Source organism: Flavobacterium kochi (assembly GCF_048286715.1).
GTDB lineage: Bacteria > Bacteroidota > Bacteroidia > Flavobacteriales > Flavobacteriaceae > Flavobacterium.
Map to the genome: position 1 here is coordinate 72848 of NZ_JBLVPW010000009.1, position 22947 is coordinate 95794.

Sequence of the window (22947 nt, forward strand, 5' to 3'; positions counted from 1 at the left end):
TACTTCATATATATTAACATACATCCATTAAAAGAATAATTTTAATATTGTTGATGGCAGTTCATTACTATCGACTGTAAGCCAAATCAGTACCATCAACGCAAATCCAATAATATCACTTTAACTGCCCAAATGCCCCTATATCCATTTCCAGGCATATATAGGGATCAGACGTCACCAATAGAATCACATATACAATTCAAAACTGACCACACTAATTGTCGAAAAAACTAAATGAATTAACTAACAACTGAATTAATTAATTGTAATTTCGTTTTCTTCACCATGATCCGGAATTTTAACATAAATAATTCCTGCAATTTCATCCCAGCTATAAGAAACTTTTTCAAAGTCTGCATCGACAGTTTTTTGTAATACTTCTGTTTTAACTTTTTTAATTTTTAAAGCATTAACAGTAATTCCTTTAGGTTTATTCAGTGTATGCACTTTAATTATATAATTTCTTTGGCCTACTGGTTTATACCCTTTTTCCTGTCTTGCATTAATCTTAATTGTAAATCCAGATTGGTTGGTTGAAGCGGTGAATTTTGTTTTGCAAAAAATATCTCTTTCATAATCCCTACTCTCTCCGTCATCTTCATATAACAAAAAAGAGGCTTCTTTAGTTGCTATTCCGGGGAAAACCTCTAGACTGACTGGATAAGAAGGTTTTTCATGTATGTATTGCATCACTGGCATTGTTGGTATAATTGATCCTTTTTTCACAAAAAGCGGAATTACATTTAGTGGGGCATCAACAGTTATCCATTGTCCTCCTTTATAAACCGTTTTTTTGTCATTATAATTAATCCATTCCCCTTCCGGGAAATACACCTCTTTGGTTATAGCTCCTTTTTCAACAACAGGTGCCACCAACAACTCCCTGCCAAAAAGAAACTGGCTATTTAATTTATACGTTTCTGTATCGTTAGGATATTCAAGTAATAAAGCCCGCATTATTGGCATTCCCGTATCATATGCTTCACGTGCATAGGTATAAATATAAGGGATTAGTTTATATTTTAGCTGAATAACCTCACGCGTGATATTTTCTGCCTTTGGACCAAAAACCCATGGTTCCACTGCGTTACCTCCTTCATGATGCGCACGACTCAGCGGATTGAAAACGCCAAACTGCATCCAACGAACATATAATTCTGCCATCGCATCATAATCTTTAATATCGCCACAATAACCCGAAATATCGGAAGTCCAAAACGGAATTATTCCCATACCTGCAGATAGACCTACCGGTATCTGATTGGCAAATTGACTCCAGCCCTCCAATACATTGTTACCATTACCGGAATCACCTGACCAGCCAAACGTATAACGTTGCAACCCGGCATAAGCAGCCCGTGTCATCTGAAAGATACGTTTGTTGGGATTATGTTTATAAAATTGTTCGGTGACCACCTTATCCCAAGTTAAACCATACACATTATGGATTTCGTCATGCATCCCTAAATAGTGTTTCATTTTCAGTCTGTCAGTAGCCTCTTCATTACTCCATGCAGGCTCTCCCATATCAGTCCAGAATCCACGCACTCCGTCATTCAAAGGCTTTTGCTGGTAGTTTCCCCACCAGTCTGCTACCTCCGGTTTTGTAAAATCAACTACACCACAATTACCTCCCCACGGCCACGGCATATCATAACTCTTACCTGTACGGATATCTTCAGTGAAATACCCATTAGCATTGGCCTCTTCCCATTGTTTTTTATTTACCTGTGAAATAACAGGATCCTGTGAAACGATCATTTTAAAGCCAAGATCACCCAGTTCCTTTACCATTTGTTTTGGATTCTCATAATTGCTTTTCTTCCAGTCAAAATCCTGAAGGCCTTCAACCCAACCGATGTCCTGGTAAATAATGTCACAGGGAATTTGTCTTTTTCTAAACTCAGCCGCAATTTCTCTAGCCTGGGCTTCCTGCGTATAATTACCTCGGCATTGCGAAAAGCCTAAAGCCCATTTTGGAGGCATGATGGGTTTACCGGTAAGCGCTATATAATTTTGGATGATTTGTTTGTAATCATTGCCATACATAAAATAATAAATCATTTCTCCTGCAGGTGCTTCAAAAGAATAATAATCGTTTGACTCACTACCCAATTTAAACTCAGTCTTGTACGTATTGTCAAAGAAAATCCCGTAGTGATTGCTACTCATAAAAAAAGGAATGCTCTTGTAAAGAGGGTCTTCATTAACACCATAACAAGGCTGGTCACTGTTCCACATTTTATAACTCTTCCCGCGTCGGTTAAGCGACCCTGCTTTTTCTCCCAGTCCAAAAAATTGCTCGTCAGATCGCAATGTTTTGTAGCTCGAAATACGACTGTTATTCTTGACGAATCCCTTTTCATTATAGTCTCCGAATAGCATTTTTTGATATTTATCGAATATCTGCAATTGAAACGGCGATTTATTTATCCTGATTCTCAATTGTTCCGTAAAAATCTCATAGGCTGAAGTTTCTTCTTTAATATTGACTTTTCCAGACCAACCCAGGTCTTCATTGACAACCGCAAATGACTCGTTAAGGCGCTTAAAAGTACCATCCGCAGAAACCCATATTTTTACCACCTGACCGCTACAGAATTGCAACAATACTTTTGCATTGTTTTCACAATTAAAAATCACCTTATTATTCTCTGTTTTATAAGAGAAACAATTGCCAAGGGTTTGTAAATTTTGCGCCCTAAGATTCGCATGAATCAATAGGCCAATCAGAAGTAAATAAATTGATATATTTTTCATAATTTATGTTGCTGTTAATCTCTATTTTGTCCTTGTAAATTAATGTAAGTTTTTGTTTGGAACAGACCGTTACTTTCTCTTTTAAAAAATGTAAATCCTGACATTATGTTCCTGTTTTTTTTACGAAATGAAATGCAAACGCCTCCTAAAAAACAAGCCGGTTTTTACAATTTTATAATCCTACAAAAATCCAGCATGGCGGTGTTTTCATCTACATTCATATTGTTGTTCCAGTCTTCAAATATAACATTGATAGAGTTCTCTCCTTTATTTAATTGTACTTTATGTGAATTACTATACCCCCAATCTGACCATTCGTTTATACCACGCTGTGGCATTACAATCACGCCCGAATAATTCCCATTCGCATACAAGCTCCTGATGGCACATTTATTATCCGTATTCCACGGACCGTTGCCGTTAGAATAGCTAAAATCAACCTGATACAATCCACTTTCGGCTACTGTAACTTTTACCATTAGCTTTTGGTTTCGATTTTTTGAAACATCGACAAAACCATTGCCGGTAAAATTAATATAAGGTTTATTGGATTTTTCTGCAAAATTTTCCATTTCTATTTTTTGTTCTGCAGCTGGAGGATATACTAAAATGGGTTCACTGGTAAAACTTTCATACCCTTTTTCATCCACCGCACTAATTTTGTATTCTGCAAAACCATCTGTTACTATAGGATAGGTAACACTCTTACTTACGTTAACCACAGTCCCATTTTTATAAATACTATATGCTGCAGCTCCTGCAATTGGATTCCAGCTAAGTGCTCCATTATTCAGTTTAACTTGTGGATGATTAGTTGAAAAATGATTGTCTGCAAGATTGATATTCCCACTAAAGCTGTTGTTTTTCATCACAATTTCAATAGTATGATTCCCAACAATAGCATTAGAAATAAAATGTGTTCCTGTTTTTTTACCATCCATGGTAAAACTTGCAATCTGATTGCCATAACCTTTAACCATAATACTTAAATTGGCTTTTCTGTACCTAAAGTTTTCCAACTTTTTAGTTCCCCCATATTCTTTTGGAATTGCCGGATGAAATAAAATACCTTCCTCGCTAAACTCCATTCCGATAAAAACACGATATACCATCGATAAATTGCCGGCCATACTCCAAAGCATGCGATGAGAATTGATTTCGGTCCCTTTGAAATCTCCTGTTTCCGCTACCATATTTTCGTAGTTCGTTAAAAACAAACCACTTGCTCTGTACAATGAAGCCAAACCATGGTTTAAAACCTTTTCGTTTCCAACTTTGGCTGCGGCCAAATTCCAATACGACTGGACAAAAGGCCAAATGGCATTGTTATGATACGGAGGAATTCCAGGGATTTGTGGATAAATACAGGTCACACCAAATTCGGTTAAAGGACTTTTGGATACGATAGCTTTGCTTTGCTTTTCCTCGGCAACATCAAATAAAACAGCCAGGGCTTCACCCAAAGCCTCAAAACGTTTAGAAGGTGTCAAAACACTTCTTCCATAAAGATATTGAGCGTAATACCCTTTGTCTTCCATCCATAAATGTTTGTTTATTCCTTTCTTTATTTGCGAAGCGATGGTATCATATTCTCCATGAGGCTCTCCTAAAATGGCTGCCATCCTGGATAAAATTTGATGCGTTTGATAGTGCACCACATTGGTCCCTAAATTTTGCGACACGTAAATATCCATATTGGACATCCATTTGGGATAGGTCTGCTCTCTCCAGTCCAAGAAAGAAGATTCTCCGGAATACATTCCGGTTTGGGATGAACGAATGGTTTTGTAATCGTCAGCCGCTGAATTCTTGATAATGGTATAGGCTTTTTTCAACCATGCGGAATCACCCGTCGTTTTGTATACTTCCCATGCGGCAAGCGCCCAAGTGGTTCGGTCCGAAGAAACCGGCCACGCACCACCGGAGCCGGTATCCTGAATAATACGGTCTCTTTTGACTTTTTTCAGCAGACTTATTTTGGCCACTTCCGGTTCCAGATAGGCAAATGCTAGAACAATACTATAACTGATATCCCTGGTCCAGACCCCCGCCCACTTTGCTCCGGTTCGGAAAGTACTGTCCGGTTCAACAGCCAACTCGGCTTCTTCCAAGGAAAGGTTGTACAAGGCATCCACTATAGGCTGCTCCGAAGTATAGGTTGCTTTAGCGGAAATATCCTGGGTCAATTTCCACGTTTTATCCTCAATTGGAATTAACGGGTTTAGTTTTAAAGTAATTTCAAAAATGCCATCATTATCCGTATCGGTCATTTTTAGTCCACGCTCTTCCAGGTTCACAAAATCCCAGGTAAGTGGCAAAGCCCCCCCGGCTATATAAACCCCTTTGAAATCGGATTGGGCAATTTTAGAGCCATCGGAACATTGGTAATAGCCTCTTTCCTTGAATTGTTGAAAAACAGCTCTCATGTCCAATTTAAAAGTAAAATCGGTATTTGTTGGTAAAATTCCTTTTGGGGAATCCGTATTTTCAGTTTGTTGTTGCCCAAAAACATATACTGGAGAAACTTTTTGATTCGTAATTAAAATTTGACGGTCCACCCCTTGCGCCACATCATTGTCTTTTTCATTGATGCTGAATTTGAATGCGATTAAATTGGAGTAGGTCTGATTCTCGGTGCTCTTATAATTTGATTGAATCAGTGTTGGCGACAACACTTTGGCAACATTTTGGCCTTGCATTACTTTATTATTGTAAATGCTAAAGTTTTGGGACCTATATAAAACAGACGAATCACTTTTGCATGAAGAAACAATACAGGCAGTGGCCAACACTGAAATCGCTAAAAATTTAATCTTTATTTTCATGGGTGTTTTTATGTGTAGCGTTATTTTAAACATTTTTTTTGAATGAACTAGCTAATTCATATGGCATTAGGAATAACATAACCAAATCAAAAGTTAATTGACAAACCAGCGTAAGCAACAGAATTCTGCTGCTGTCCCTGAGTTTGATAAAAAAGCCGCTGCTCTGCATTTTTTCTAATAGTATTAATGGATGATCTATCGAATAGCTATCCTATGCAAATTGCTAAACAATTAAAATTTAAATTATTGAAGCAAAACAAACTAACAATTATCCTTATTAATACTCCACTACTATCATTCCCCAGTATTGGAGCGAAGGGACATTAAACACCAGATATCCGCCAACCTGACTGAAAGTAAGCACTTTTGAAGCACCTCCATCCAAATCAGGGGAAGCATACCAGACTTTAGAAACGGTCTGACTGTTTTGCAGGTTCAGGGTCAGATTCTTTTTTGTGTTCGGTACTGCCTGTTCTCCTTTGGTATCCCTCCAATTTAAGTTGTTTGCATTGGTGAAGTTAATGAGATGAATAACTTGTTTGTTACCCACTTTTTTACCAACAACGGAAACACTGGAGGAAACGGGAGGCCAATTATTCAAGCTTACTTTTCCGTCTCCCGATAATAAAACCGGATTATTAAAGGTACCACCATCACGTAATAAATTTTGGTAACCAACCAGGAAATCGTAGTATTTTGGAAGCGTTTTTTTCAATTCCCCGTCCATTTGCAAATTATTGTTAGGGAAATATTCTTTTGCCAACATATGTTCTCCCAATTCCAAATGAGCACCACCAAAAGCAAAGATAACGGCATCAGTCAATAGTACGCCCGGGGTATTGAAAAACCCTGTCCCGTTTGCCTTATCGTAATCCATATAGGCCGCAAGTACCGTATTGAGGGTATTGTCGGAAAGCGTATTGTTTTCTTTAATAATTTCAGCAAGATCCTTGTAACCGTCACGCGGGCCCCAGACTTCGGTGTAAGCCACATCAACAGGCGCACTTAAAATATTTGCCTGCCCGTATTGTGCAACCGCATTGAACATGTTTTTTTTGTTAGGAAATTTTGCTTTCAAATTTTGCAAAAAAGGAGCAAACGTTTCATTCAACGCTACTGAATTTCCATTGTAACCATACACATTTCCTCTGTCTCCCAACTGATCCAAATGCCAGCCATCAAAATTCAGATTCTGGTATATCAGATTTGTTTTTTCGAAAATATAGTTTTGCCAATCCGTATTTCCGGGATTGGTCACCAAAATGTCGCTTTGCCATGAATCCGGCAAATCATGTTTATCGATGTTGGAATGATTCTGGTCCTTATACAAAAACCACTGGTTTGAAACACCGTCAACACTGTAATCGCTCCAGGCTCCGTAAAGCAAATTATAACTCATGGAAGCCATATTGATACCATGTGCCTTGTCAATATAATTTTTAACGGTACTGAATGCCATTTGCCTGCCGGCAATGTCCAACCAATTGGTCGCCGGAATCGTTCCGTTCATTTTCAGCGGCGAATGGTGCTTGTTCCCCCAATCATAATACTGCAGGGCATTGATATGGTAGTTTTTCAGGTTATCAATGGTTGTTGCAATCTGGCTTTCGCTCCCAGCGCCAAATTCAGATAAAAAACCATATCTCGGAAATTTGGTCCAGTCCGAAGATACATCCACGGCAACCGTCCCCATTAAGACTTCAACTCCGTCAACCGTTTTATACAACTCCACCCAATAGCCTTTATAATCACCAGATGGCGGAGTCCAGGTCCAATTGGCACTGGTCAAAGGCTGTTCTGACAGTATTGTATTTAAATATTTATATCTGATTGTGCTGTTTTCAGACAGCTTGTCAACAGTAAAAGCAACTAATTCCCCTGGAATATATTTAGCCTTATCGGTTTTTAGTGCTATTTGTGTTATTGCTGCAGGTGGCTCAGGCGTGTAATCAAAACTCTTATCGCTAGTATCACAATTAGTAAAGAGTAAAGCCAAAAACAAAAATTGTAATGTTCTCAATATATTTCGCTTCATCGTAATTTAGATTTAAAAATTGACAGCGTTATCAATGCAGTAACGCTGTCAGTACATTCTTTTATTGATGTGTAATAACCATAGATGGAGCATCCAGATTTATAGTAATAGTATATAAACCAGCATCCCCTGTCTTCAATTTCCATTTATTATCCGGACCATCACAGCCATGGGTAATAATATAATTTCCGTTGGTGATAGGCTGATTCGCCGTAGCGGCATTTAACCAGTCACCATCACACCAATTGCCGTAGAATTTTGAAATTTTAAATTCTCCCGCGGCATTATTGTCTCCTAAAGGTCCATTAAAAATAAAATTACCGTTACTGTAACTCATCGCTGCAGGACTTCCAATGTTCCAACCATTAGGACCGCCATCTCCTATGATATACAAATTAACTTTTTGGATGCTGATCGTATTATTTTGAATGTTCAGGGTTATTTTATACCTACCCGCATTTGCTGCGGTTATATTCCATTTATTATCGACGGTACAACCAGAATTTTGAGCAACGCTGGTTGATGATAACGCCTGACCATCTGTTAGCGGTCTGTACCATTCACCACACCAATTACCTAAAGAACCTGCCAGAATTTTAAATGATCCCGGAACAAAATTAGCCTCGTAAGTAAATAAAAACGGATTATTGGGATCCAGTGTAAATGGTTTTGGGGAATCAACAGTCCAGCCGCTTGGGGATGCATCTCCAACAATCCAGATTTTTGTAAACAAAGGCCCTGCAGACGCTTCAATAGTAATTGTCAGGTTCAACAGATCCACAGTTATTTTATACTGCCCTAGCTGTGTAATTTGCCATTGTAAATCTTGTCCGCTTCCGCCAATATTACGAACCATCATATCAGCAGCTGCCGCACTTTTTGTGTAAAAATCCTGACACAGACAAGCGTCCTTACTAACGGGTAATTTAAAAGACCCGGGGCTTAAAATTCCTTGAAAAACAAATTTTCCAGGCGTGGATGTTGAAGGAATAAGCTGGATAGCATTAGCAATATTCAACCCAGCCGAAGTAGCACTTCCTACAATATACAATTCTTTTGAAACCGGTTGATAAGGCGTTACTGAAAAAGAGGCTGTTGCAACCTGAGGTACGGCAGAATTGGCCACCGTCGCGGTAACTCTTGCCTCAAATTTTTGACTGACTCCCGGTAAAACACTAAAAGTATGTAATACAATAGAATTTAACGTGGTAGCATTAATGGAATGCGAAAAACTATTGGTTCCCATTTCATATTTCAGAGGGTGGGCGAAGTTATTCCCTTTTTTATCTATCTGCAATTCATAGCTGATGGAAGCGCTGGTTCCGGAATTGGTTCCTGTTGTCCAATTTAAAGTCAGATTTTCGTTGGGTTTACGCTCCTCTAAAACCAGATCTGAATTGGAAACTTTTAGCGTTAATTCATCCTTACTGGTAAGAATGGGGTCGCTCATTAAATCTTCACATGAAGTATTCAGTAATGCTAAAAATAAAGCACCAAGAATAAAAAGTGTTCTTATAAAATTATTTTTTTTCATAATGTTAGTTTTTAGTACCCTGGATTTTGGGTTAATTTTGGATTCCTATCTCTTTCTATTTGGGGAATTGGAAACAATAATTGTTTTTGTGTTGCATTTGTTTTTCCAATGGAATGAAGAAAATCAAGTCCATACTGTCCTTTATTCACTCTTATAAGATCAAACCATCGCTGACCTTCAAAAGAAAGCTCAATTCTTCTCTCACGCAGTACCTTTTCTTTAAAAGCGGACTGACTTAATCCTGATGCAATATTGGGTAGTCCGGCTCTATTTCTGACACGGTTTAAAGGAATTTGAGCCTGAGCGGTTTGCCCAAGTTCATTCAGTGCTTCCGCTTTCATTAACAAAATGTCGGAAAACCTTAATATTGGAAAATTTAAAGGACTATTATCATAAGAGGAAAACGTGCTTAATGGCACCAAGAATTTCCTAACATTATATCCTGTTAACGAATAGGATGGATTGTATGCTTTTCCCTCAAAAGCAGGAGCACCTTCGTAAAATACGGTTATGGCTTTTCTATTGTCATTAGCCTCATACGAATCGATAAACTCCTGAGTAGGCTGGTTCCATCCAAAACCTCCTCCAACAAAATTACTCCCTCTGGGTCCCATAAAAGGACTTGCCCATGATGCCTGATTCTCATCACTCCAAAAGCCATAGCCACCATTACTGGCATACTGCACTTCAAAAAGTGATTCAACAGAATTTTCAGTGGAGGGGTTAAAATTATCGGCATAATTGGCATTTAAATTAAATCCCAAGCCTTCTACCTGTGTCGTTAAATCGACTACTTTTTGCCAATTATTACCTAGAGTAAGATAAACTTCAGCCAGTTCTCCCAAAGCAGCCCCTTTATTTGCTCTTCCGATGTCACTTCCTGTATAGTCACTTTTGTTAGGGAGCAATTCAGCCGCCTTTTCCAAATCGGAAATAATTTGCTGGTAGATCAAATCTTTGGAAACCCTTGCCGGAAACAAATCATCATCTGAACTCTGCGGAGTTGTAATTAAAGGCAAATCACCAAAATAACGTACCAGAATAAAATAATAATGCGCTCTTAAAAAATAAGCTTCCCCCATACTGCGGTTTTTTATGGCAGTGTCTATGGTTAGAGCCGGTGCTACTTTTAAAACTATATTAGACATCAAAATTCCAGGCCACGGCCCTCTCCAGATATCCAGCACTCCCGCATTATCGGTTGTGGTGACAAAATTGGACATATCCTGGGTTTCCACTCCATCGGATCCCCCTCCGGCACCCACAATACTATTGCCGGCCATAATATCAGAGGTCCACATTCTTAAATTGTATAATTTAGGTCTTTGCAAAGGCTGATATGCCCCGTTCACCAAGGTGATTAATTCTTTTGCATTCGAAGGGTAATTGGATGTGTTTACAGTATCCAAAGGCGTTTTCTCCAGGTAATCACTGGAACATTGTGTACAGGCAAAAATTACCAATACAAAAACTATTTTTTTTATAAATTTCATGTTTTCTATTTATTAAAATCCAACATTTAAACCGAGAGAAAGTGTTCTTGTTAACGGATATACATTATTATCTATACCGTTACTTGATACCTCCGGATCAAAACCAGTATACTTTGTGAAGGTGAACAAATTCTGTCCGGACAGGTACACTTTTACATAATCAAAGACTTTCTTTCCCTGTAAACCAATTGGAACTTTATAGGAAAGTGTCACATTTTTAATTCTCAAATAAGTACCGTCTTCAATATACCTGGAGGAAGTCCTGTTATTGTTATTTGGGTCTCCATATACCGCTCGTGGCATACTGTTACTGGTCCCCGGGGCGGTCCATCTGTCTAAAACCGATAGGGATTGGTTAGTGGTGATCGACATTGCTTCCGTATACAGTCTGTTGGCATTGAAGATGTCATTTCCATATACCCCCTGTAAAAAGACACTTAAACTAATGTCTCCATAGGTAAGGGTATTGTTTAAAGAATAGGCAAAATCAGGATTGGGATTCCCAATAAAAGTCCTGTCTGCGTCAGTAATCAAACCATCATTATTCAAGTCCTTGAACCGAACATCTCCCGGAGAGGTACTGTTACTGGGTGATGTCCCCTGCACTTGTACCGCGTGATCATCAATTTCGGTTTGAGTTTGAAAAATCCCGTCCTGAACAAAACCATAGAATACATTGACAGGATATCCCTCCTGGATTCTGGATACATTATAATTTAATCCAAGACTTCCTGTAGTCAAAGGCACATCACCGTTTAAATCAATTACTTTATTGCTGTTGGCTGAAAAAACAAGGTCAGTGCTCCATGAAAACTTTTCTTTTTTTATGATTTTAGCATTGATCGCTACCTCAATTCCTTTATTTTGAATTTTACCTGCATTGATGTAAGGAACGTAGATATCGGAATACCCCGAAGTAATGGACACCGCTTGTGGAACCAGCATGTCATTTGTATTTTTTACATATGCATCTAAAGTAACATTTACCCTATCATCAAAAAGAGTGGCATCAATACCTGCATTATACTGTTCCTGTTCTTCCCATTTAACATTAGAATTAGGTAAAACGGTTGGAATGGCAGCACTGACGTAGGTCCCATTAAAATTATACAGATAGGTATTGTAGTTGGAAGAAAAGGAATAATTTCCAATTTCCTGATTTCCGGTAATTCCATATCCAAATCGTAATTTTAAATCAGTAACGACTTTCGATTTGAAAAAATCCTCGTTAGAAATCCTCCAGGCTAAGGAACCGGATGGGAATGTTCCATATTTATTCCCTTGGCCAAATCTTGAAGAACCATCTCTTCTTACCGTTGCAGTTACGTAATATTTACTTTTATAGTCAAAATTACCCCTTGCAAAAGTGGAGAATATTGCCCATTCCGAACTGCTTCCATGAAGGGTTGTCTGGTTAATTCCATTGTTTAGGGTTTGAGTAGTTTCACTGGGGAAATTCTGAATGGACCCGTTGATGTATTCAAATTTATTTTCCTGTGCACTAGTCCCGACAACTCCTGTTACATTAATTCCACTATCAAATTTTTTCTGATAGGTCAGGGTATTATCCCAAAGCAAGGTGATGGCTTGGTTTGAAGATTCAGACAAATAAGCATTTTGACTTACTTTATTATCCCAGCTATAGGAAGGAACCCAAGTCCTGTTTTTCCAAAAATTAGCTTCAGCACCTGCCAGTGTTTTAAACTTGAAATCTTTTAAAAATGTCAGTTCTCCAAATAAGTTTCCTTGAATATTGTACCCTTTTGTGGCATTATCCACTATAGTGGCTTTTCCGATTGGATTTTCTATATCACCGGAATAAATAGGTTGTCCTATAGGACCTGAGAAATCGCCGTCTTCCCTGTAAATGGGTTGTGTCGGTAACGAAAGCAGTGCATTTTGAATATTAAAATCACCCTGGCTTTTGACATCATGATTTAATTTCACACTATTTCCAAACTTTAAATTATCAGAAATTTTGGTATCACTGTTGAATTGCAAAATATATCTTTTATAATCTGTATTTAGAATTATCCCCTGCTGATCAAAAACATTTAAAGAGGTATATACTTTTGATTTATCGTTTCCAGACATATAGGACAAAGTATAATTATTTTGAAATCCTGCATTGAAAAACGCATCCACCCAATCCGTTCCATTGCCTAAAGATGCCGGATTTTGAAAATTTGGATTCGGACTTAAACCTGCATTCCCTAATATTTCATTATGCAAACTTGCAAATTGTGAGGCATTCAACACCTGAAGCATTTCTGTTGCCTCGGATGTTCCTGTAGCAACATCAAATGTCAGCGACGCCTTCCCTACCGTTCCTCTCTTTGTTGTGATAATAACAACACCATTTGCACCCCTGGCACCATAGATCGCTGTTGAGGAAGCGTCTTTCAGCACTTGTAAGCTCTCAACATCATTCATATTTACCTGATTCAATCCTCCATTCAAAGGCATCCCGTCAATCACAATCAATGGATCATTGTTCCCGATGGTTCCGGTACCCCTGATTCTAAATGTTGGATTGCTTCCCGGTTGTCCGGAAGAGATTACCTGAACACCGGCAGCACGACCCTGAATCGCGTCCCCAATATTGGCAACAGGTTGTTTGCCCAGATCGGTCAGCTTTACAGTAGAAATGGATCCGGTTATGTCTTTGGATTTAACCTGACCATACCCGATTACGACAACATTATTCAGCGTGGTTGATTCCGGCTGCAGTTTAATTTTCAAAAAATCTTTTCCCGATACGGCTTCCTCTATAGCTTTATAACCAAGGAAGGAAACAATTACAACTGGATTTTGCTCGGACACTAAAAGATCGAAACTTCCATCGGCACGAGTAATTGTGCTTATGTTAGTATTCTTAAGCATAACGGTTGCACCTGGTAAAGGAAGGTTGGTTTCGTCCATAACTTTACCGGATAATTTGATTTTTCCGTTTTGAGCCATCATAAGGAATGGTGTGACAAGAAAAATTAAGAGTAATAGGGCCATTTTTGTCCTATCAAATGAAGTAATTTTCATAATACATTAATTTTGGGTTAAGTTAAAATAGCATTTGATAATGTTAGTTTGGAACACCATCAATCCATACAAAAATGCATAAATAACAGGCCGCGAATACTGCCCAAAAAAAACGTATAGAAAAAAACGGTTAATATCAAGTTAATTCAATGCGTAAAACACTGATTAATTTGATTTTACAATTTAATACAACCAGAACACCATATAGAAAAAAGGTCTTTTTTATAGCTTTAAAGTGGTCTTTTTGAGCAATTTTTGATCAAAATCATCCTTATTAATGATAGAATTATTACGGATTTTAGTTTTGTAGGCATAAATGGAGTTGATAGAATACCCTAAAATTTGCGCTATAATTTCATTATGTGTAATTCCTAATCGTATTAATGCATAAATCCGTAACTCCTTTGTAAGAAATTGCCCCTTGTCCAGTTTAATTTTATATTCTTCTTTCATTAGCGAATTAAATTCATTGATGAAATTTGGGAAAAGATTTATGAATGCGGTATCAAAATTCTCCAAAAGTTTTTCTTTTTCACGCTTTAGATCATAACTCGAAATATTACGTTTGGCTTTTTCATAATTTTCTTCGTCAATATATTTCTTTATGGTAATCATGAAAAAATTAAACTTTTCAAAAATAGCATCGTATTGGGTAAAAAATAATCCTAAATACTCCTCTTTAATTTTATTGGCCTCCAACAGCTGTTTGTTAACCTGTTTAATTTCTATATTTCGCGATTTAATTTTGTCATTCACGCTTCTTAATTGTTTGTTGATGCTTTCCAGGTTTTGATGTGCATCCGCAATAATTTTCTTTGCCTTATTTAATTTTCGATATTGGAAATAGATAATGATAACAAAACAGATAGCAAGAATTAACAAAGAACTTACAATGATGTACTGCCAATAAATGCGTTGTTTTTCTTTTTCAACATTTTGGAGGATTTCTTGTGCTATGAGCGGTAAAATTGCCCCGACCTGTATTTTACGCTGTTGCGCTCCATAAAAAAAAGCATCTTCATTTGCCTTTTGAATCAGTATGGAAGCGTTCTTCAGATCCCCTTTTTTAAATAAAAGTTCAGAAAGTTTTATAATCGCCAACGATTCTTTGGTAGCCGTTTCAATATCGGAAATCACAGCATCGGCAAAATGAACAATGGCGTTGTCGCTATCCCCTAATTTCTGATAAATATCCCCCAGCATATAGTGAACTAAGGCATTATCGTGACGCTTATTTTTCTTTTTTAAAAGAATATTAAATTCAGTAAGCGCTTCGGTTAATTGGTTATTCTTAGATTTATTGAATGCTTTTAAAAAAAAGTAAAAAAAATCTCCCTCCTGAGTTAAGGAAAGTGCCTTTTCCCGATACTTACGTGCCAGATCATTGTATTCTTTTTGAAAATAGGGAATATTACTATATTCTGCCATATCGCCATAACAACGCCCCAATACCCCATAATAAAGCGTTCCATAATTTCCATCGGCTTCGTTACGTTTCAAAGGCTCTAAAAAATCTAAGGCCTCTTTATACATTCCTGATGAAACGCAAATATCGGCCAGGTTCATATTGGCATTGGAAATAAGTACTTTATCGTTTATTTTAAGCGCCAGGTCTTTTGATTTAATACCATAGTAAAACGCTGAATCCCGTTTAAAAAATTTAAATTGGTAAAACATTTGTTCATTTAACTGATACTGAACCAATAAGTCATTTTTTTTAGTCTTCTTTAAAATAGTTCTGATACTATCAATTTCAAAGCGTTTTTCTTCATCATATTTTGATGAGTTTTTAATAATTCGATTCAAATTTTTAAAAATATCTTTTTCCTGACTTGTTCCAATTGTAGTTATCAACAAACAAATGGCAATTAAAAATTTTAGATTTTTTAAAGAGAAAGATGCTATCATAATTATTTTTTAAGCTGTAAACCAGATCTATTTAATTTGTTGAGGGTATTATGTGAAGTGAAAAAATAAGACAAATAACGCTCAAGATATTTAAATTCAATATTTTACTGTCGACAACAAACTAACAGCTATGACAAATATAATCAAAAGTTATTATAGCTTTTTAGAAGCTGCAGGTTCCTTGAATCAAGTTTGAAATCAAAATAATCGCATTTATATAAAGCATAAACACATAACATATAGACTCTTGAGTTAAATAAAATGGTTAGATTTATGCCCGTTGATAATACGATTCATTTTTCAATCAGTTTAAAAATGAGCATATTCCTATTTATTTGAACTGAGCCAGTTCAATAAAAGAAGAGTAAATTAATGTAGAACAAAACCTATTTCGACACAACATTGCCGTTTAACATCACGGGCAATCAGGGGTACATCATTCCTCATCTTCACACGTTCACTACCTATCTTCGTCAGCCTTCACACAGTAATCGGGTTGGCTCTGTTGTCACTCTGCCCTAAATCAAGGCATTCCACATTTTTAAAATTGAAATAATCCACTATTCCTCTTTAAAAATAGTCTGTGAGCACTTGTTTTTATTGAATAATTCACCTTCATAGCGAAGTCTATTGTTGAATCTGGATTAAGATATTTAATAAAAACAGATCGTTTGGTGGAACGAAGACCCGGCAAGTCTCCCAAAGAAATTAGTCGGTTTGTGTTGGGCAAAAACAAATGTCCAGGAAAACGTAACTTAACTCAGCAAAGCAATCCATTTACGAATTGCTTTTATTGTTAGTTAACCGCGTTGTGCAGCTCCATTTTATCTTCATAAATTAAGAAGTGCTCGATGCAATCGAGCACCAATGGGGGTACATGTCCAGCCCACGCAATGAAGACCTCGGAGAGCGGGATGTGCGTTTGCTGAAGAACTATTTTAAAAACTCCTACTTCAATTTAAAAATATAACTTGTGAATATTTATTCCAAAATCTAATTGTAAAACACCGATTAATTTTAATATAAATTTAAGGATATTCCAATGGTACTTCCCTAACTTTAATCTTTTAAATTTAATCACAAACAATTGATTTATAGGATTTTATATTTATTTCAACAATCTTAAATTATCAAAAAAAATTGCTATTTATCATCCCCAGGTAGAGGAAATAAATCCTATAGCGGCAACCCCGACATTGACAACCTACGTTTTACAGAAAAATAGAACACACCTTACCCTAAAAAGGAATGTTCTCTGATTGGATTTTGATGTATTTAGCATCAACTGGATATGTAACGGAATTGTTAGTAACGGTTTAAAAGTAACTGTTACCAATAAAACGGTGTCATAATGAAAAGCTAAACTAAAATCAATTGATTTTAAATGGAATTATTTTTAAATTAAAAATCAAAAAAATGAAAAAAATACTATTTATTGGCCTTGTCCTAGGGATTTTGACCATTTGTGGCTTTATTGGAAATGAACAAGTAACTGTGCAAGTAGAAAAACAAACTGCTGCAAAAATGGAAGCTGCAACAAAGCCGGGACCAGATTGTCAGACAACATATGCAAGAAAATGTAATTTTGGCAATCCTCTGTTAATTCTGCCAGGACAAATTACGAGTCCGACAGATGTCGAGAATTATTGTCGTCAAACTTCCATTTCATGTCCAGTAACAGAATGTGTCGCTAGACTTAATGTAATGTATGGCTTTCTACCTGGTTCGCCAAAAGTTGATTCCTGCCTTCCGGCTGGTTATAGAGGCAAATAATAAATTATTATGAGATATTTACTACATATTGTCTTGAGCGTTGGTTTATTATTTGCCTGTACAAAGAAGGTGAGCAAAACAGATGAAAAGTGGACTAAAGACTCTCTAGCATTTGCCAAAGTGAGAAACTACATTGCTGATCCTGCTAATGGCACAACAATTAGTTGGATTGACACTGTATACAAAGAGCTGGATACAGTGACTGCAGGCAAAATGGTAGAAGTGAGTTGGGCCTTTGAAAATTCTGGGGGTAAACCGTTGGTTATTGCAAATGTAATGACAAGCTGTAAGTGTACAGTAGTCGACAAACCTAAAAAACAGCTATTGCCGGGAGAAAAAGGTATTATCAAAGCCAAATTTGATACTAAAGGCCTTCAGGGATGGCAACGCAAGGATGTGTATGTATTAGTTAATAATAAGTCTAATCTGATACAGACACTATCATTTGCCGTGCATGTAATGAAATGAAATGAAAGTAACTAATTGCAAAATAAAAAAATGACCGCTCGGTAAATCTGAACGGTCTTATTATTGTCTGCGATAACATCACATTTATTCTGAAAAGAAATTTACCAAGAAAAGAGTCATTTTTTTCCAATTATTTATCCTTCTTCTTAGCCGAGCCAATTAGAGTAACATCTATAAGTTCCAGAGATTTAACTATATCTTTAACAGTCTCCTTGTATTTCTTAAAATGAGTTGTTTCTATGTGTAATTTGTATGCAGCTGTATCAGCATATATTTCAAGTATTGTGATGTGTGAGGGGTCGCTTTTGTCTGCAACGGCGTAATATGTTAATACACCTGGCTCAAGACGAACTGCAGTAGTCATTTGTTCTTTTAGTGCAATATTATACTTGTCCAATTGCAATGGATCAACTTTAATTTTTGCTAATCTAACCATTTGAATTTTTTCCTGAGCCATCGCATTTATACTAAAAGAAAGTGTTATTAAAAATAAAGCGACTACCGCGGTCAGCAATTTAGTTCGGCCTAATTGCACTTTGTTTGTTGGTTTAAATATTATTTTCATATTTATTGTGTTCTAGTTAAAATTATAATTGTCAGTGGCCTTTTGGTATTTGTCTATAAGTTGTTTCAGTTGTCTGATTATACGTTGTCTATAAGGTTGCCGCAATTTGTTTATACCAGCCAAAAGTGGATCATTTACATGCTCAACTCGGGTAGAATCTTATTTTCCAAACATGCAAAACCATTTCTACTATTTAAGGTCTTTCTCGTTATCATAAAGGTAATAAATAATCTTATTCATAAAAATGCTTCCGATAAGTGTCTAATTTTGGGGCAGTCCACTGAGGCTATTTTTTTGCCTAGTCTGAGATGATAGACCATTTTATGGGTATTCCAGTCCAAACTGGGGCCACCCATTCCAATCTAAACTGGTCTCAATCTTAAGTAGTTTTATACGTGTGGTCAATTTCTTTATAGTAATCTTCAAAGTTAAATTCTATATCTAGCAACTCCTTTGGATGAACCCTAAGACCTTTTGCAATTTCAAATATTGTATTAATTCTAAAATCTATACGGCCTTTTTCAATTTTGCTAATTTTACTAGCATCTAAATTACACCGCGAAGCAATCTTTGCATATGACTCACCTCTTCTAACAAGCTGTATTTTGTCTCCAATTTTCTTTCGTAGTTCTAAACTAATGTCCTTACTCTCCATTATTATATTTTTTTTTAAGCAAATTCAATTTTTTTAAGGAAAAATTTATGGTCGATTTCGACCACGTTTCAAATAATTTCATATATTTGTATTATAAATACGTCATAAGATGTATTTTTGCGTTTCTTCATATAAAACATTTGAAGCATTCGCTTTGAATCTCGTTTTCAAAAACTAGTACTTTTAACACGCGAGATGATAAGTAAGATGCTCACGTCCCATGGCGTGGGCTCACTTATTCGTGTGTGGGTATACTAGTGCCTTGAAAGCGTTTAAGATGAGTTCTGCGCCATTTTTTTTATTCTCTTGGCACAATACTCTCTTTAATTCTTAGCACCGCTTCTTCATTTTTCACAGTCTCGCAGCAGTTCAACCCGCTAAAACCCGCCCGCATGCCTATGAGTAAAATGCAACTACACACCTAAAAACACACTACGCTAAGCGTTACCAGTGGTTTCAACCAGTAAACCACATAAATCACCAGCAAGAAAAAAGCATTTTCTTAGACGGTAGTAAACTCTTATACCTAATTCCAACTAAAAACGATGACTGAAAACTTAAAAAAAAACCGCCTATGATTAAATAAGATTTACTCATAACTATAAAACACCTGCACCGAAAGGTCCTTTGAACACCTGGTTAATTTAATTTGAATTTATTAATAAAAGGTGCAGGTTATTTAATCCAACCGAACAACCATAAACTAACCGTAAAAAACCGCCTGCCTATGACAAAATAACGACTCAGCGCCTTCATGGCAGGCACATAAAAAAAGGCCCTCTATCTCATGTCGGAAAACTAGCATAGAGGACCATCGCAAACAAAACTAACGTTTCATTTAACTAAACCAATATTATGAAAAATATTTCATTTTACAAGGGCGGTTCGGCTTTTTGGTACCTGATTCTTTTTGGGTTATCACTATCCTACACCCCAGCTCCGGCAAAAACCGTACTGAGGCAACTGCAGTCTCTACCCCAGCAAAACCAAATCAGTGGTACCGTCACCGATGGCACCAGCCCCTTACCGGGGGTTACCATTTCTGTAAAAGGTCAGCCAAAAACAACAGTCTCTGACATCGACGGCAAATTTACCCTGACAGCGTCGCCAAACGACATCCTTGTTTTTATCTATATGGGCTTTACCACCCTTACAATTCCTGTTGAGGGTCGTACTGTAATTAATGTTCGCATGCAGGAAGACGCGACGGCACTACAGGAGGTCAAAATCAATGCGGGTTATTATTCCGTAAAGGAAAGCGAACGCACCGGAAGTATCGCTAAAATCACCTCGGCGGCCATCGAGAAACAACCTGTTTCCAACATACTGGCTGCCATGCAGGGACGCATGGCGGGAGTTGATATTACCCAAGACGGCGGAACGCCCGGCGGCGGCTTTCAAATAAAAATCAGGGGATTGAACAGCCTGCGCGAAAACGGCAATGAGCCGCTATATATTATCGATGGGGTACCCTATTCTTCAGAAATCGTAGGATACGGCAATACGACCAGCGGGGTGCCTACCCCAACGAGTCCGTTAAACAGTATCAATCCCGGTGACATTGAAAGTGTCGAAGTCTTGAAAGATGCCGATGCCACGGCCATCTACGGTTCTCGCGGTGCCAATGGGGTGGTACTGATTACAACCAAAAAAGGTCAGGCCGGAAAGACCAAAATAACCGTTTCGGGCTCATCCGGAGTGGGGAAAGTCACCAAGAGTCAGGACCTGATGAATACACCGCAGTATCTGGAGATGAGAAGACAGGGCTTTGCCAATGACGGTATCACCACTTACCCTGCTTCAGCCTATGACATCAACGGAACATGGGATGCGAACCGCTATACCGATTGGCAAAAGGAACTCTTGGGCGGCACTGCTGAAATCAACAACCTGCAAACATCAATATCCGGCGGTTCGCCATTAACGCAATACCTTTTAAGCGGCACCTATCGCTCCGAAACAACGGTACTGCCGGGGGATTTTGAGTACGACAAAACAGCGGTCCACTTTAGTATGAACCACGGCACGGAAGACAAAAGATTCAAACTCACTTTTTCAGGGGGATACACTGCTCAGGACAACCTGCAATCGGCAACCGACCTAACCCGTACCGCGCGCAATCTCGCTCCAAATGCTCCGGCATTATACGATGCCTCTGGCAACCTGAATTTTGAAAATGGCACCTTTCAAAATCCGCTGGCCGCTCTTCGGGGCATTACCACGGCAAAGACCAATGACCTGGTGGCCAATACCGTGCTTGCCTATCAAATCATCCCTAGTATAGAGCTCAAAACCAATCTGGGGTTTACGGATTTAAAGAATTCCGAACAGCGCCTATTGCCTTCCACTATGTATGATCCGATCTACCAGTTGGGCAGCGATAATTCCTTGCTGTATACCAATCTGACGATGCGGCAATCCTGGATCGTGGAGCCACAGCTGCGTTGGACTCATGCTTTTCAAAACAGCAAAATTGATGTTTTAATCGGCGCTACGGCCCAGCAGCAATGCTCCTCCAGGCTCTACCAGCTCGGTATAGGATTTTCGAGCAACAGCCTGATCACCGATATGGCCTCTGCCACCAACAGGTATGTTTTTGCAAGCGACGAGACGATTTATAAATACCAGGCCTTCTTTGGAAGGGTGAATTACAACTGGAATCAGAAATACATCCTGAACGCAACCGGCAGAAGGGATGGCTCCAGCCGCTTTGGACCCGGCAGACAGTTTGCGACTTTCGCAGCTGTAGGTGCTGCCTGGCTGTTCTCTAATGAAACCTTGTTAAAAGACAGTGCTGTTTTGAGCTTTGGAAAGCTCCGGGGAAGCTATGGCAGTTCGGGTAACGACCAGATCGGAGATTACCAGTTTTTAAATACCTATGCTTCCAATGGCCTGAACTACAACAATGCCATTGGTCTTGATCCTACCCGCCTGTACAATCCGGATTTCAGCTGGGAAACCAGCAGAAAGTTGGAGCTTGCCTTGGAGACCGGATTTTTAAGGGACCGGATCTTCTTTACCGCCGCCTGGTACCGCAACCGCTCTTCCAATCAGCTGGTGGGTGTACCGCTGCCGGGCACCACGGGATTCACCTCCATTACTGCCAATCTGGACGCGACGGTGGAAAATTCCGGTGTGGAGTTGACACTGCGCACCCTGAATTTTGACAGCAGCGGCGGCTTTAAATGGTCCACCAATTTTAATATCTCGGCTTCAAAAAACAAACTGCTTTCCTTTCCCGGACTGCAGGGCTCCACTTATTCCAACCGGTATGTCATCGGGGAATCCACAAGTATCGTGAAAGTCTATCACTACACCGGGGTCAATACGCAAACCGGGCTCTATGAAGTGGAAGATGTGAACGGGGATGGTTTGATTACCTCGTTGGGCGATAAGAAAACGGTGGCGGACCTCACTCCCAAATACTTTGGAGGCCTGCAGAACCTGCTGCACTATAAAAACTGCCAATTGGATTTTCTTTTGCAGTTTGTAAAGCAACGCAATTATGATTACAGTCCCAACGTTCCAGGGGGCAGCCCCATCAATCAGCATGCCGATATGGTGAGCGCCTGGCAACAGCCTGGGGATGTACAACCCTTTCAAATGAATACCTCAGGGCAAAACGGGGCCGCGGTAAATGCCTATTACAACTATGTGGACAGTGATGCCGCAATTGTGGATGGCTCTTACATCCGTTTGAAGAACATTGCGTTAAGCTATGACTTGCCGTTGCTGCTCAAAGGCGGCGTGAGCTGCAAACTATCGCTGCAGGGACAAAATGTATGGACCTTCACGCCCTACAAGGGAGGTGATCCCGAATTTAAATATACCGGATACTTACCGCCCTTGCGCCTATTTACTGCCGGTGCACAGCTCACTTTCTAACTTAACAATT

At 38.4% G+C, this 22947-nt stretch carries 12 protein-coding genes; 3 read left to right on the top strand and 9 right to left on the bottom strand.

Annotated elements, in window-relative coordinates; translation table 11 throughout:
* Positions 1–255: 255 nt before the first annotated feature.
* The 7 genes from ACNQGH_RS09840 to ACNQGH_RS09870 all read right to left on the bottom strand — a co-directional run bounded on the left by ACNQGH_RS09840 (position 256) and on the right by ACNQGH_RS09870 (position 15591).
* Complete coding sequence (locus ACNQGH_RS09840) at positions 256–2760, bottom strand: glycoside hydrolase family 31 protein (RefSeq protein ID WP_417955829.1); 2505 nt, start codon at positions 2758–2760, stop codon at positions 256–258.
* A 164-nt stretch (positions 2761–2924) separates the two neighbouring features.
* Positions 2925–5585, bottom strand: a complete 2661-nt coding sequence (locus tag ACNQGH_RS09845) for an alpha-L-rhamnosidase-related protein (protein ID WP_417955830.1) — start codon at positions 5583–5585, stop codon at positions 2925–2927.
* Between the two features lie 277 nt (positions 5586–5862).
* Positions 5863–7620, bottom strand: a complete 1758-nt coding sequence (locus tag ACNQGH_RS09850; protein WP_417955831.1) for an endo-dextranase — start codon at positions 7618–7620, stop codon at positions 5863–5865.
* A 61-nt stretch (positions 7621–7681) separates the two neighbouring features.
* Positions 7682–9154 carry a SusE domain-containing protein gene (locus ACNQGH_RS09855; RefSeq protein ID WP_417955832.1) on the bottom strand — a complete coding sequence of 491 codons (1473 nt, stop codon included), beginning with the start codon at positions 9152–9154 and terminating at the stop codon, positions 7682–7684.
* Between the two features lie 11 nt (positions 9155–9165).
* Positions 9166–10647, bottom strand: a complete 1482-nt coding sequence (locus ACNQGH_RS09860) for a RagB/SusD family nutrient uptake outer membrane protein (protein WP_417955833.1) — start codon at positions 10645–10647, stop codon at positions 9166–9168.
* Positions 10648–10659: 12 nt separating this feature from the next.
* Positions 10660–13683 carry a SusC/RagA family TonB-linked outer membrane protein gene (locus ACNQGH_RS09865; RefSeq protein ID WP_417955834.1) on the bottom strand — a complete coding sequence of 1008 codons (3024 nt, stop codon included), beginning with the start codon at positions 13681–13683 and terminating at the stop codon, positions 10660–10662.
* A gap of 222 nt (positions 13684–13905) precedes the next feature.
* Positions 13906–15591, bottom strand: coding sequence for a DUF6377 domain-containing protein (locus tag ACNQGH_RS09870; protein WP_417955835.1), 1686 nt, complete (start codon positions 15589–15591; stop codon positions 13906–13908).
* A gap of 1416 nt (positions 15592–17007) precedes the next feature.
* Between ACNQGH_RS09870 and ACNQGH_RS09875 the strand changes: the two genes are divergently transcribed.
* Both ACNQGH_RS09875 and ACNQGH_RS09880 read left to right on the top strand, forming a co-directional pair.
* Complete coding sequence (locus tag ACNQGH_RS09875) at positions 17008–17364, top strand: hypothetical protein (RefSeq protein ID WP_417955836.1); 357 nt, start codon at positions 17008–17010, stop codon at positions 17362–17364.
* A 9-nt stretch (positions 17365–17373) separates the two neighbouring features.
* Entirely contained in the window at positions 17374–17832 is a 459-nt protein-coding gene (locus tag ACNQGH_RS09880) for a DUF1573 domain-containing protein (RefSeq protein ID WP_417955837.1), read from the top strand.
* 130 nt (positions 17833–17962) lie between these two features.
* Here the strand turns inward: ACNQGH_RS09880 and ACNQGH_RS09885 are convergent, their stop codons facing one another.
* A complete protein-coding gene (locus ACNQGH_RS09885; RefSeq protein WP_417955838.1) occupies positions 17963–18397 on the bottom strand; it encodes a putative quinol monooxygenase in 435 nt (144 codons plus the stop codon).
* 379 nt (positions 18398–18776) lie between these two features.
* Positions 18777–19052, bottom strand: coding sequence for a helix-turn-helix domain-containing protein (locus ACNQGH_RS09890; RefSeq protein ID WP_417955839.1), 276 nt, complete (start codon positions 19050–19052; stop codon positions 18777–18779).
* Between the two features lie 855 nt (positions 19053–19907).
* Between ACNQGH_RS09890 and ACNQGH_RS09895 the strand changes: the two genes are divergently transcribed.
* Positions 19908–22937, top strand: coding sequence for a SusC/RagA family TonB-linked outer membrane protein (locus tag ACNQGH_RS09895; RefSeq protein ID WP_417955840.1), 3030 nt, complete (start codon positions 19908–19910; stop codon positions 22935–22937).
* The last annotated feature ends 10 nt before the right edge of the window (positions 22938–22947 follow it).